Origin of the sequence: Lentzea albida (genome assembly GCF_900111005.1) — a bacterium.
Taxonomy (GTDB): domain Bacteria; phylum Actinomycetota; class Actinomycetes; order Mycobacteriales; family Pseudonocardiaceae; genus Lentzea; species Lentzea albida.
In genome coordinates, this window is the sequence record NZ_FOFV01000014.1 from 51462 (window position 1) to 64068 (window position 12607).

The 12607-nt window shown below is 70.0% G+C and carries 11 protein-coding genes, 1 tRNA gene and 1 other RNA gene; 9 read left to right on the forward strand and 4 right to left on the reverse strand.

Annotated elements, in window-relative coordinates; all coding sequences use genetic code 11:
• Nucleotides 1-117: 117 nt before the first annotated feature.
• Nucleotides 118-494, forward strand: a transfer-messenger RNA (tmRNA) gene (gene ssrA / locus BMY74_RS29820).
• A 189-nt stretch (nucleotides 495-683) separates the two neighbouring features.
• Here ssrA and BMY74_RS29825 read toward each other — a convergent pair.
• Nucleotides 684-1607 (reverse strand): saccharopine dehydrogenase family protein, encoded by a 924-nt coding sequence (locus BMY74_RS29825; RefSeq protein WP_089921824.1) that lies wholly within the window; start codon nucleotides 1605-1607, stop codon nucleotides 684-686.
• A gap of 53 nt (nucleotides 1608-1660) precedes the next feature.
• Here BMY74_RS29825 and BMY74_RS29830 point away from each other — a divergent pair, with 53 nt between their 5' ends.
• Together BMY74_RS29830 and BMY74_RS29835 are read left to right on the forward strand one after the other, a co-directional pair.
• Complete coding sequence (locus BMY74_RS29830) at nucleotides 1661-2605, forward strand: GlxA family transcriptional regulator (protein WP_089921825.1); 945 nt, start codon at nucleotides 1661-1663, stop codon at nucleotides 2603-2605.
• 28 nt (nucleotides 2606-2633) lie between these two features.
• Nucleotides 2634-4046: an amino acid permease gene (locus BMY74_RS29835; protein WP_089921826.1), complete on the forward strand. Its 1413-nt coding sequence runs from the start codon at nucleotides 2634-2636 to the stop codon at nucleotides 4044-4046.
• Here the strand turns inward: BMY74_RS29835 and BMY74_RS29840 are convergent.
• From BMY74_RS29840 to hrpB, 3 genes are read right to left on the reverse strand one after another with little or no spacing between them, the layout of a single operon-like run.
• Nucleotides 4031-4633, reverse strand: coding sequence for an HD domain-containing protein (locus tag BMY74_RS29840; protein WP_245786433.1), 603 nt, complete (start codon nucleotides 4631-4633; stop codon nucleotides 4031-4033). The two genes, BMY74_RS29835 and BMY74_RS29840, sit on opposite strands and share 16 nt — an antisense overlap.
• A complete protein-coding gene (locus BMY74_RS45285; protein WP_177229981.1) occupies nucleotides 4630-4794 on the reverse strand; it encodes a hypothetical protein in 165 nt (54 codons plus the stop codon). The genes BMY74_RS29840 and BMY74_RS45285 overlap by 4 nt, the downstream gene beginning before the upstream one ends.
• A complete protein-coding gene (gene hrpB, locus BMY74_RS29845; RefSeq protein WP_089922013.1) occupies nucleotides 4776-7043 on the reverse strand; it encodes an ATP-dependent helicase HrpB in 2268 nt (755 codons plus the stop codon). Before hrpB ends, BMY74_RS45285 begins: the two co-directional genes overlap by 19 nt.
• 49 nt (nucleotides 7044-7092) lie before the next feature.
• On the opposite strand from hrpB, the gene BMY74_RS29850 reads away from it, so the two are divergent.
• The 6 genes from BMY74_RS29850 (at nucleotide 7093) to BMY74_RS29875 (ending at nucleotide 12603) form a co-directional block, all read left to right on the forward strand.
• Nucleotides 7093-7902 (forward strand): GNAT family N-acetyltransferase, encoded by an 810-nt coding sequence (locus BMY74_RS29850; RefSeq protein ID WP_089921827.1) that lies wholly within the window; start codon nucleotides 7093-7095, stop codon nucleotides 7900-7902.
• A gap of 50 nt (nucleotides 7903-7952) precedes the next feature.
• Entirely contained in the window at nucleotides 7953-9239 is a 1287-nt protein-coding gene (locus BMY74_RS29855; protein ID WP_089921828.1) for an MFS transporter, read from the forward strand.
• Nucleotides 9240-9285: 46 nt separating this feature from the next.
• Nucleotides 9286-10071, forward strand: coding sequence for a DsbA family protein (locus BMY74_RS29860; protein ID WP_089921829.1), 786 nt, complete (start codon nucleotides 9286-9288; stop codon nucleotides 10069-10071).
• 273 nt (nucleotides 10072-10344) lie between these two features.
• A tRNA-Ala gene (locus BMY74_RS29865) sits at nucleotides 10345-10417 on the forward strand.
• Nucleotides 10418-11198: 781 nt separating this feature from the next.
• Nucleotides 11199-11801: an FHA domain-containing protein gene (locus BMY74_RS29870; RefSeq protein ID WP_177229982.1), complete on the forward strand. Its 603-nt coding sequence runs from the start codon at nucleotides 11199-11201 to the stop codon at nucleotides 11799-11801.
• Nucleotides 11788-12603, forward strand: a complete 816-nt coding sequence (locus BMY74_RS29875; protein WP_089921831.1) for a hypothetical protein — start codon at nucleotides 11788-11790, stop codon at nucleotides 12601-12603. Before BMY74_RS29870 ends, BMY74_RS29875 begins: the two co-directional genes overlap by 14 nt.
• Nucleotides 12604-12607 lie beyond the last annotated feature (4 nt).

The following is a 12607-nucleotide window of genomic DNA, read 5'->3' on the forward strand; positions in this document are numbered from 1 at the left end:
TCGTTCCCGCTGGTCAGAGACCATCTGGCCAGCCATCCGGTCGAAGGTGGGGACAGCCCTACCTGCCTCGGGAAGAACTCAGTGGCTGCAGTCGTTATGCTATGCGTACCACTACAAGGGGGTGAACGGTTTCGACTGTGGACGTTGATTCAGGGGAAGCGTGCCGGTGCAGGCGAGAGACCACCGCAAGCGTCATCGCAAACCAATAAGCGCCACGTCTAACGACAAGCGCACCGCTTACGCTCTCGCTGCCTGACAGCAGAGCTAGTGGTTGTCGACCTAGGAGTGCCTTCGGCCTAGTGTTCGGCATCAGCTAGAGGGCTTACCAGCAGTCCCGGTCGCGGGGGCTGTTCGGGAAACTCACAGCGACTGGGCCCGTCACACCAGCTCGTCCGCATGACTGGTGGGGTCAAGCAGAGACAGAGCGGACTGCGCACGGAGAAGCCCTGATGAACCGCCACAGGACCCGGGTTCGATTCCCGGCACCTCCACTCCATGGGTGAGCGCTGTTCGCGGACAGCGCTCACCCTTTGTCGTTCCGGGTGTCTTCTGGGGGCCGAGCCCCCAGACCCCCAGCCGGCGGGCTCCGCCCCCGGACCCCCGGGCCGGCTCGTCGCTTTGCGACATCGCGGCCCATCGAGTGTGCGGGGCGACGTTGGCCGGCGCCGATTTTGTGGAGTTTGTCAAGAACTGCCGCTGACCTTGATGACGTCTGCCAGCGACCTCAGGAAGTCGGGTGCGTCGAACATCTTGCCCGCGGAGGCGACGCCGGTCGTGGTGAAGCGGCCGGACAGCAGGCGTTCGGTGGCTTCTACGGCCAGAGGGGCGCTCACGGCGTAGATGTCCTTGCCCGTCGCGGTCAGCCGGCGTTCCTCGCCCGCCCGGCGGACTCGGACGTCCACCTCGAAGGTCTCAGGCTCCTGGCGCACTCCTCCTGCGGCCAGGCCGGCGGCGGCCGTGGTGGCCATGTGGTCGGTCACCGTGGCGATTCTGAGGTGGCTGGGGATCGTGACGACGTCGGCCATCGAGAACTCGGCGATCACCTCGCGGGTGCCGTCCGGGAAGTCCCAGTCGAGGGTGGTCGGGGTGTCGTCGTGGTAGGTCAGCTCGCCGTTGTGGAAGCGGACGCGGCGGCCGCCTCGGCGGTCTCGGGAGACCTCGCCCGCGGTGAGGGTGCCCGGGCTGGGCTGCCAGTCGCTCAGGCCGTAGGCGATGCGGGCCTCGTCGGCTGCCGGCCAGTCGGCCATCGCGGCGGTGGTCAGGAGGTCGGCCAGGCCGCCGAAGAACGCCATCGCCGGGACCACCGGGACTGAGGCGCCTCGGGCGAACGTGTCGGCGTTCGCCTCGATCTCGGCCGCCACGTCCACGTACGGGATGCCGGCTCGTTCTGCGGCGGCGATCAGCGGTAGGGCCGTCACGGCGAACGGGCCCGCGGTGTTGATCACCGCTGCGGCGCCGGAGAGGGCTCGGTCCAGGGCCGCCGGGTCGTCGGCCGTTGCCTGTGCCCGGCCGAACGGGAGGGCGGTGTGGCCGCGCTTCTCCAGTTCTGCCACGACGAAGCGTCCCGTGAGGCCGGAGGCGCCGTAGACGGCGATGTGGTGTCCCATGTGGACCATCCAAGTCGCGGAGGCGGTCCCCGGCCAGTGTCTGGAACGACGTGATGCGTACAGTTTCGGACATGCTGGCGTTTGCCGTGACGGACGGGATGCTGCACTTCGAGCTGACCGCGACGTACGAGATCTTCACCGCCCCGCACCTCGACTACGAGGTCCGGATCTGCGGTGACTCGCCGGTGCGGGTGGGGCGGTTCACGGTGGAGCCCGATCTTCCGTTGAGCGGGCTCGTGCACGCGGACACGGTGGTCGTGCCTGCGGTTGCGGACGTCGACCGGCCGCTCGACCCGGATCTCGTAGAGGCCGTGAAGGCGGCTCACGGGCGACGGGCGCGGATCGTGTCGTTGTGCACCGGGGCGTTCGTGCTGGCCGAGGCCGGGCTGCTGGACGGGTTGCGGGCCACGACGCATTGGGGGCACACCGACGAGCTGGCCCGGCGGTACCCGCGGGTGGAGGTCGACCCCGATGTGCTCTACGTCGACAACGGGCAGGTGCTGACGAGTGCGGGCAAGGCGGCGGCGATCGACCTGAGCCTGCACGTGATCCGCGGTGATCACGGTGCCGCCACGGCGAACACGGCCGCGCGCCGGCTCGTCGTGCCGCCGCACCGCGACGGCGGGCAGGCGCAGTTCGTGCCGGCGCCGGTGCCGTCGGGGGAGGGGCATCCGCTCACCGAGTTGTTCGAGTGGGTGTCGGCGCGGTTCGACCAGATGATCAGCGTCGAGGACATGGCGCGGCAGGCCGGCATGAGCTCGCGGCACCTCACGCGGCTCTTCAAGGCCGTGACGGGCACCACGCCGCTGCAGTGGCTGCACACCCAGCGGATCCGGCGGGCGCAGGAGCTGCTGGAGATGACGGACGACAGCGTGGACCGGATCGCGGAGGCGTCCGGGATGGGCACGGCCACGACGCTGCGCCGCCACTTCCAGCGGACCGTCGGTGTGCCGCCGGACACGTACCGCCGCACGTTCCGCCCGACGGGTGGCAAATAGGTTCGGGCCCTGGCGTTAGGTTGTCCTGATGAGCAACGGACAGCGCATCGGGGCGCGGGTGTTGCGGCGCAAGCCGATCGACCAGCTGACTCATCCCGGCAGCGAACTCAAGCGCACCATGGGTGTCGGCCACCTCACGATGATCAGCATCGGCGCCACGCTCGGCACCGGCATCTTCGTCGTGCTGGGCGAGGCGGTGCCGCTCGCCGGACCCGCCATCGTGCTGTCGTTCGTGCTGGCGGGCATCACGGCGTTGTTCTCCGCGCTGTCGTACGCCGAGCTCGCGGGCCTGATCCCCGCGTCCGGGTCCTCGTACTCCTACACCTACGCGACCCTGGGCGAGCTCGTCGCGTGGGTCTGCGGCTGGTGCCTCGTGCTGGAGTACGGCGTCTCGGTCGCGGCGGTCGCGGTCGGGTGGGGGCAGTACGTCAACGAGCTGCTGCACCTCGTGACGGGGCTGCGGATCCCGGACGCGCTGAGCCAGGCGCCGGGAGCGGGCGGGATCGTCAACGTGCCCGCCGTGCTGGTCGTGGTGATCTCGATGCTGGTGCTGCTCGGCGGCGCGAAGGGCAGTGCGCGCACGAACACCGTCCTGGTGTGGGTGAAGGTCGGTGCGCTGCTGATGTTCTGCGCGGTCGCGTTCACGGCGTTCAAGGCGGGCAACTTCGCGCCGCTGTTCCCGTTGGGGCTGGCGGGGATGAGCGCCGGCGCGGCCACGTTGTTCTTCTCCTACATCGGGTTCGACGCCGCGTCGACCGCCGGTGAGGAGGCGAGGAACCCGCAGCGCGACCTGCCGCGCGCGATCATCATCTCGCTGGTCGTCGTCACCGCGCTGTACTGCGCCGTCGCGCTGGCCGCGGTCGGGGCGATGCCGTGGCAGACGTTCGAGGGCACGGAGGCGGCGCTGGCGCGGGTGCTGACGGACAACACCGGCAGCACGATCTGGCCGATCCTGCTCTCGATCGGTGCTGTCGTGGCGATCACGTCCGTGGTGCTGACCGTCCTCTACGGACAGACCCGCATCCTCTACTCCATGTCGCGCGACGGACTCGTGCCGTCGATCTTCTCGAAGCTCAGCCCGCGCACCGGTGTGCCGTTCGCGAACACCGTGATCGTCGGCCTGTTCATCGCCGTGCTGGCCGCGCTCGTGCCGCTCGGATCGCTGGCCGACGCGACGAGCATCGGCACGCTGTTCGCGTTCGGGCTGGTCAACGTCGCGGTGATCATCCTGCGCCGCACCGAGCCGGACCGCGAGCGCAGCTTCCGGGTGCCGTTCTCGCCCGTGACGCCGTTGCTGGGCCTGGCCTTCTGCGTCTACATGATGTTCAGCCTCGGGCTGGACACCTGGATCGCCTTCCTCGCCTGGATGGTGCTGGGGTTCGCCATCTACTTCGGCTACAGCGTGCGGAAGGCGCGTCTCGAGGTTCAGGCCAGGGACTGAAGTTCCCTCGCCAGGTTGGCCCGCGCGGCGGCGTCCCACAGCTGTCGCGCGGGCTCGGTCACGAACAGCGCCTCGCGCTCGAGCAGGGTCTGGAGCACCTTCGACCGGCCCGCGCGCCACGTCGCGTCGTCGTACCGCGCGTACTCCTGCCGCACGGCCAGGCTGTAGCGGTCGTAGTGCTCGGGCTCCGAGCCGAGGATGGCCAGGTCGGCGTCGAGCAGCACGTGCGCCAGCGGGTCGTCGGACGAGTGCGTGATCGTGGCCAGCACCAACGACTCCACGCGCGCGATGTGCGGTTCGTCCAGGCCCGCCAGGCGTTTGCGGGCCCACGCCGCCGACGCGCGTTCGTCCTCGCCGGGCGCGCCCTCGTAGATGACGTCGTGCGCGCAGGCCGCGAGTGCGAGCACCGCGCGTTCCTCCACGGTGAACGCGAACGCGTCCGCCAGCGCCGACGAGTCGCGCACGACCGACACCACGTGGAACGTGTTGTGGTAGGTCCGGTGCGGTTCGGCGTAGCGCTCCATCAGATCGCCCGCGTCCGGTGCACCACCGAGCGTGCGGACCGCGTCGTCCCAGACCCGTCTCACCGCGCCAGCTCCTCCTCGACGACGTCCGCGGCGGCCGCGCTGCCGGCCGCCCGGTGCATCATGCGCCGCATGGCCCCCACCCGCGCGGGAATCGCGGAATCAGTGGCCGGTTGATCCATCAGCGGGCGGACGCCCTCCACGCTCACCTGCTCCTGTCCCACGGGCGCTCCGGCCAGTGGTGCTTGGGGTAGCGGCCCTTGAGCTCACTGCGGACGCGCGCGTAACCGTTGCGCCAGAACGTTCTGAGGTCGCTCGTCACCGCGGTCGGACGGCCGGCGGGGGAGAGCAGGTGCACCACCACCGGCACTCCCGCGATCTGCGGGGTGTCGGCCCACTTCATCGCGTCCTGGATGCGGACGGACAGGACGGGCTGGTCCTGCGTGTAGTCGACCTTGCCCTGGCCGATGCGTTCCGGGGCGAGCTTGTCGAACTCCGCCGCCTCCGGCCACGGCAGCAGGCTCCGCAGCAGGGCCACGGTGTCGATCTTGGCCAGGTCGGAGCGCTTCTTCGCCTTGCCGAGGTCGATCGCGCGGACCAGGGCCTCGTCGTCGACGCTCGGCCAGTCGCGGGTCCGGTGCAGGAACGCCATGCGCTCGCGCAGGCGCAGGGCGGCGTCGGGCCACTTCAGCAGGCCCAGGCCTTCGGCTTCCAGACCCAGGCGCAGTGCCTGCTGCGACTTGGCGAGGTCGTTCAGCGGACGTTCGTCGAGGGTGATCGCGCCGAGCTTGCGGACCTCGTTCGCGATGACGTCGCCGCCCCACCGGATGTCGTCCTCGGTGTGCACCAAGGCCTTCGCTGCGGTGACGGCGAGCTCCTCGTCGGCCGGGGCGGCGAGGCGGACGCGGCCGTGCTTGCTGCCCGGCTCGCGGTCGGCGATCGCTACCGCCAGCCACTTGTTGTGCGAGTCGGTGTGCTCGACGGCCGTGCCGTTGGCCATCAGGTAGACGTTGCTGTTCTTGGACCTGCGCTTCGCCAGCCGTTCCGGGTAGGCGAGGGCGACGACCAGCGCCGGGTCGCCGTTGCCTGCCGGGTTCGTGCCGAGCTTCTCGAGCTTCTTGGCTTCCTGGCGCCACTTGCCGGGGGACTTCAGAGCCGTCGCGAGGTCGCTGGTGGCGGGGTGCGCGCTGTCGTCGAGCAGGGCCACGACCTCGGCGGCGGTCCGGTTGCCCGCGAGCGCGCTGCCGTCGATGAGGGCGCGGCCGAGCCTCGGGTGCAGGCCGACGTTCGCGATGCGGTCGCGGCGGTCGGGGTCGAGCGCGCCGATGGCGTTCAGCGTCTCCTGCGCCGCCGTGAGCGCACCCTCCGGCGGGGCGTCCCACCAGTTCAGGGCGCTGCCGTCCGGCGTTCCCCACACCGCGAGCTCGAGCGCGAGCCGGGTGAGGTCGGCGGTCTTGATCTCCGGTTCGGGGTAGCGGGGGAGCGTCGAGTGCTCGTGCTCCGGCCAGCAGCGGTAGACGCGACCGGGCGCTTCACGCCCGGCTCGTCCGGCGCGTTGGTCGGCGACGGCCTGGGAGACCCGGATCGTGGCGAGGCCCGCGAGGCCGCGGCGGTGGTCGACGCGCGGCACCCTGGCGAGGCCCGCGTCCACCACGGCGCGGACTCCGGGGACGGTGAGGCTCGACTCGGCGATGCTCGTGGCGAGCACGACCCGTTGGCGCGGGCCGGGTCGCAGCGCCTCGTCCTGGATCCGCGAGTTCAGCTGGCCGTGCAGGATCACGGTGTCCGCGTTGAGCAGGCCCCTGGTGCGGTTGATCTCCCGGACACCGGGCAGGAACGCGAGCACGTCGCCATCCACTTCGGACAGTGCTTTGTTGACGGCCCGCGCGACCGTGTTCTCGATGTGCTCGTTGCGCGTCGGCGGGACGTACGTGATCTCCGTCGGGAACATGCGCGACTCGGACTCCAGGACCGGGGCGTCGAGCAGGTCCGAGAGCCGCTGCGCGGCAACGGTCGCGCTCGTGGCGAGGAGCCTGAGGTCCGGGCGCAGGCCCGCCCTGGCGTCCAGCAGGAGCGCGAGGAGCAGGTCGGCGTCGAGGTGGCGTTCGTGGCACTCGTCCAGCAGGACCGTGCCGACGCCCTTGAGCTCCTGGTCGTGCTGGAGCCGGCGGACGAGAAGACCGCTGGTCACGACCTCGATGCGGGTGTGCCTGCTGGTCTTGCGGTCGCCCCTGACCGAGTAGCCGACGGTGTGGCCGACCGGTTCGCCCAGCAGGCTCGCCATCCGTGCGGCGGCGGCTCTGGCGGCGATCCTCCGCGGTTCCGCGACGACCACCCTGCCTTCGAGGGCGAGCGGGACCAGCGTCGTCTTGCCGGTGCCCGGCGGTGCCACGAGGACGGCTGCCCCGCGTTCCCGGAGCTGCTCCAGGAGTCGCGGGAGGACGGATTTCACCGGGAGGTCGGGCAGGTCCACGTCGTCCAGTGTGTCAGGGTTGCAGGAGCCCATCGGAAGGACTGCCGCGTTGGTTGACCCGTTGCGAGACCCGGACGACCCGGAGCTGCTCGACCCCTACCAGTCGCGGTCGCTCGCGATCCTGGTGGAAGGGGCGCGGCTCGCGTCCGGCGCCGTCCGGTACGGGAAGGTGGGCAAGGTCGGCAGCGCCGCGGTGGTGGTCAACCGCGAGAACCCGCTGCCGTCCGGCAACTTCGGCTGCGCCCTCGACGGGACGTCGGTCGAGGTCGCGTCGACCCTGTTGCAGCTGGAGCAGACGTTCGCGGACGTGGGGCGCGCGGAGGCCGTCGTGTACGCGTCGCCGACCACAGTGGACGAGATCGAGGGCATCGCGGACGACTCCGGCTGGTACGCGGTCGAGGAGTTGCTGACGGTCGTGCACCGCGGGGCTTCGTCGGCGTCCGCCGAGGTCAGGCGGGCCGTCGACGCGGACGTTCCGGGGATCGTGGAGCTGCTGTCCGACGAGCTGGTCGGCAACCGGGAGCGGTTGTCGCGGTGGCTCGGGCACCGGCTGGACGACCCGCGGTGCCTGGTGCTCGTGGTCGACGACGGCGACCGGATCGGCGGGTTCGCGTCGGGGTTCGCCGAGCGCGGTGTGGGCCTCGTCGAGCAGTGCGTGGTGCGTCCGGCGCGGCGTCGCCGGGGTGTCGGGCGGTCGCTGGTCGTCTCCGCCGTGGCCGCGCTGCGGTCGGCGGGCGCGATGCTGGTCGCGTCGCAGGTCGACGAGGGTCCGGGCGAGCGTTTCGCCGAGGCCTGCGGGTTCGTCGCGGCGTATCCGGTGACGGCGTACGTACGCAGGGTTGATGAGCTACTCGACTGAGTTACTTAGTTGCCGCGTGACATATCCTTAGCAGGGCTAAGGGAGGCTTTGTGCGCGAGCGGTTGCCGGTCGAGGTGTGGGTTCTGGTCGCGGCGAGTTTCATCATCGCCGTGGGGTTCGGGATCGTGGCGCCCGTTCTGCCGGTGTACGCGGCCTCGTTCGGCGTCGGTCACACCGCCGTCGCGGCCCTGATCAGCGCTTTCGCGTTCGTCCGGCTGGCGTTCGCGCCGGTCAGCGGCAGGCTGGTCAACCGGTTCGGCGAGCCGCGCGTGTACATCGTCGGCATCCTCATCGTGGCCCTGGGCACGGCGATGTGCGGGTTCTCGACGAGCTACGCCGAGATGCTGTCGTGGCGCGCGGTGGCCGGTGTGGGGTCGACGATGTTCACCGTCGCCGCGCTGGGCCTGCTGATCCGGATCACCCCGGCGCCGATGCGCGGCCGGGCCTCCGGGATGTGGGCCGCGGGCTTCCTCATCGGCAACGTGGCGGGGCCGATCCTCGGCGCTGGGCTCGTGCCGTTCGGGCTCTGGGTGCCGTTCGTGTCGTACGGCCTGTTGCTGTGCCTCGCGGCGTTCGTGGTCTGGTTCTTCCTGCGGCGCTCGACGCTGGTGGAGATCGACAGGACCAACACCGAGACGCCCATGACCGTGCGCGAGGCCGTGCGGCACGGCGCCTACCGGGCCGCGCTGGCGTCCGGGTTCGCGAACGGCTGGGCGGTGTTCGGCGTCCGGATCTCGCTGGTGCCGGTGTTCGTCATCGAGGCCCTGAAGCACAGCCCGGCCGTGGCGGGCATCTCGATGTCCGTGTTCGCCGGCGGCAACGCGGCGATGCTGTTCCTGTCCGGCCGGCTCGCCGACACCCGCGGCCGCAAGCCCGTCGCCATCGCCGGCCTGCTCGTGAGCGGTGCCGCGACGGTCTGGATGGGCTTCACCGGAGACCTGTGGACGTTCATGGCCGCGTCCCTGGTCGCGGGCATGGGCGCCGGCCTGCTGAACCCGCCGCAGAACGCCGTCGTGGCCGACGTCATCGGCCCGCGCGGCAAGGGCGGCCCCGTCCTCGCGGGCTTCCAGATGGTGACGGACCTGGGCGCGATCATCGGCCCGCTGTGCGCGGGCGTACTGGCCGACTCGTTCGGCTTCGAGGCGTCGTTCGCCATCACCGGCGCCGCACTGCTGCTCTCGGTGCTCTTCTGGTTCACCGCCCCCGAAACGCTGCCCACGCACGAAGAGGAGCACACGGCCGCCGCAGTCGCACCCGAATGCGGCTGCCTGGACGAAAGCGCCGAGGTCCCGACCGGCGAACGCGTGGGCGGCAAGCCACGTCACCCGGAAGCGTGATTGCGCGCTCAGCTTTCTTTTAGTTTGTGTCGCTACCCTCGTCGCCGTGGGTGGAGCAGAGCGCAGTGCGCGGAAGAAGAAGCAGGCCGCGCGTGCGGTGGTCCAGGCCCGTTCGACGGGCGGTTCCGATCGCACGAAGGTGATCGCGGGCATCGCCGTCGTGGCGGTCCTGGCGGTGGCGGTCATCGGATACGTCGTCTACGAGCAGATGAAGCCCTCGACATCCGCCTCGGACGCCATCCCGCTGGCCCCCGCGGACCACACGATCTCGGCCCCCGCCGTCCGCGAGGGCAACACGGTGCTCGTCGGCAAGGACACGGCCACCGTCACGGTCGACGTGTACGAGGACTTCCTGTGCCCGATCTGCGGCACGTTCGAGAAGACCTACGGCACCGACATCAAGAAGGCCGTCGAGGACGGCAAGGTGAAGATCCGCTACAACATCCTGCCGATGCTCAACCGCCTCTCGAAGCCCGAGGGCTACTCGACCGAGTCGGCCAACGCCGCCCTGTGCGTGGCCGACGACGGCAAGTTCAACGCGTTCCACGCGGCGCTGTTCAACAGCCAGCCCGAGGAGGGCGACGCCGGCTACACCAAGGACCAGCTCATCAAGCTGGGCAAGGAGGTCGGCGTGACGTCGGCCGGCTTCGAGTCGTGCGTGCAGAACCAGACCTACAAGGCGCAGCTGGACGAGCTGATGTCCAAGACCAGCAACGACCCGGTCCTCCGCGACGCCGAGACGGGCCGGTTCCGCGGCACGCCGAGTGTCGCTGCCGGCGGCAAGCTCGTCGACCTGGACAACAAGAACTGGCTTTCCGACCTGGCCAAGTAAGGCCTTCCGCGCCGGTTGACGCCCGGCCCTGCTTCTCGCGGGGCCGGGCGTTGTGCGTTTTGGGGCTCATCTGTGCCGTGAATCACTCCCGCTGACGGTGGGCGGAGGCCTGGAATTTTGGCTGCTCCGGGGGAGTGCTCTGGTTGTGGGCACCCGGTCCTACCAGGTCGAACGTGGTTCGGGGACCCCCGATTTTTATCTTGTGGCACGGGTGTTGTACGGTATTGCCACACGAGAACGACAGGGAAACCCGCCGGGAACGTGCACCTTCAAGGGGCTGTGGCGCAGCTGGTAGCGCATCACACTGGCAGTGTGAGGGTCAGGGGTTCGAGTCCCCTCAGCTCCACTTGAAGCAGAAACCCGTCTGACTGGCGAACCTCGCTGGTCAGACGGGTTTTTTGCTGTTCCGGGTGGATCTTGGTGTGCGCGGTGCGCCGTTGACGGGTGATGTGCAGGGCGGCACCGGAGGTAGTCGAGGATCCGGCGTCCCCTGCGCGATCTCGGGGCCGGGGCGGAACGGCGCCGGGCGGCGGGGAGGCTCTGCGCCGCAACCCTGTTCCGCTTTCGGTGATGAACCTGCCGTCGTACTGCCACGGCCCTCTTCCTCGGCCGACAACGGTCCTTTGTGGACTTCAATGGCAGTGCACGGATTTCGAGTCTCTTTCGCTCCGCAATCGGCGACGTGCGGTTCGCTCGCCTGGGTTGGCACATTTTTGTCCATTGTGGCGGCAGCGGCGTGCGTCGGGTGTGTTCGCCCGTTCCAGTGAAGTTCTGGGCGGGGTTCGTCCCGGTTGGACGCTGGTGGCCAGGCCATTGGCGAAGGTGGTCGCTATTCCAGGCCGTTGCGAAGACTTCGATGTGCCGGTGTGGACTGTTAACGGAATTTCTCGCGTCGTCGATACGACGGTCGACGAGTGATCGTCACCGCTGCGTACAGAAACGAACGTCTTCCGCGGTGTGCTGAACCGATGTGCGTTCGGGCTGCCGATAATCCTTGCAGCTGCGAAAGAGGGATGTGATGCACGATGTGGGCACTGCTGCACCGAGCCCGCGTTGCATTTGCGAATGGTCGTGCGGATCCCGCAGGGCTGTCCGCGGCGGACGGTGAGTTCCGCAACCGCCGTCAGGTGCTGCTACGTCGTGCGGCGCGCGCTGTGATGTCGTTGCCGGACAGCGACAAGACCCGGTTCGTGGTCCTGTGCGTGCATCCCGCGGACATGGCGCTCGTGGGCCGCGACCTGATCGATGACGAGCGGTCGTTGAACGTCCAGGTGCTGGAGTTGGGCGGTGCCGCGGTCCGGATCCGGGAGTACCGCGAGGACTCCGGCGTCCTGCTGGGCAGAGCGCGGGTGACGATCGCGGGGCAGGACGGGCCGAAGCCCGTCACGCACCTGCTGGAGCCGGGGGAGCCGGCTCGCGTGGGGCCGAGGCAGCAGGCGCGGCTCGTCTCGATCGACGCGCCGGGGCAGTGCTTCTCCCTGCCGGCCGGGGGAGGCGTGATCGGCAGGGACGCGGACGAGTGCGAGATCGTTCTGGACCTGCCCACGGTCTCCCGCAGGCACGTGCGGATCGCGCCTCGGCTCGGCGGCTTCACCGTCGAGGACCTCAACAGCGCGAACGGGATGACGATCAACTCCCGGACGACCGAGCTCGGAGTGCTGGTCCACGGCGACATCCTCGGGCTCGGCAGGAAGGTTCGGTTGCGGTTGGAGCTGCATGGGAACGCCTGACGCCGAGGACTTCGTCCCGGCACCGGGTGAGTCCGTCGTGGCGGTGTGGCGTGACGACCGCTGCGTGCACGTGGTCAGGCTCGGGCTCGACGAGGACCTGCTCGTCGGCCGCGGGACCGATCTCGGCGACGACCGGGTCAGCGCCCGGTCACGGGTCCTGCGCATCCCGTCCGACCAGTCGTTCATCTCGCGCAAACACCTCGTTGTGCGCAACGGCGTCTCGGCCGCCTCCCTCTTCGTGCTCGCTGAAGTGCGCAATCCGGGCAAGACGAGGCACTGGGGTGAGCTGACCTGGCGCTCCGTCGGCGCGGGCAGCCGGGTGGAACCGCGGCACGGTCTGCTGGCGTTCCGGCTTCCCGACCGCCCGGCCTGGGTGCTCACGGTGCACTCCGGCGATCGGCGAGCCGGTCGTGGCCCGCTCGCCGGTCCGGACGACGAGATCACCGAACTCGAAGGCGCGCCACCGCCGATCGTGGTCTCGCCCACGCAACGCGAGGCGTTGGTCGTGCCGCTGATCGATGCCGTCCGCTGGCCTCCCTCGGCCGAGCCGGGGCGAGTGCGGGCCTGGTCCGAGGTGCCGGGTGGCGCGTCCCACCGGGTCGCCTACCACCGGCTCGCCGCGGCGGCCGACGCGAACGCCGCGTTCCCGTGGTCCGACATCGGCCGCAGGGGCGCGGATCCCGAGCTGCTCGAAGACCTCGTCGTCACGGGATCGATCAGTTACGCCGATGTCCGGCGCCTCCGTCCGTGGCGCCTGTCCGCGCCGGAGGGTCTCGTTTCCGCCGTTCAGCACGAGAACTGAGTGA

Bases quoted from the DNA above. Each gene is read 5' to 3' on its own strand.
- BMY74_RS29825 (WP_089921824.1), bottom strand. From the start codon at position 1,607: ATGGGACACCACATCGCCGTCTACGGCGCCTCCGGCCTCACGGGACGC.
- BMY74_RS29875 (WP_089921831.1), top strand. From the start codon at position 11,788: ATGGGAACGCCTGACGCCGAGGACTTCGTCCCGGCACCGGGTGAGTCC.
- BMY74_RS29835 (WP_089921826.1), top strand. From the start codon at position 2,634: ATGAGCAACGGACAGCGCATCGGGGCGCGGGTGTTGCGGCGCAAGCCG.
- BMY74_RS29830 (WP_089921825.1), top strand. From the start codon at position 1,661: ATGCGTACAGTTTCGGACATGCTGGCGTTTGCCGTGACGGACGGGATG.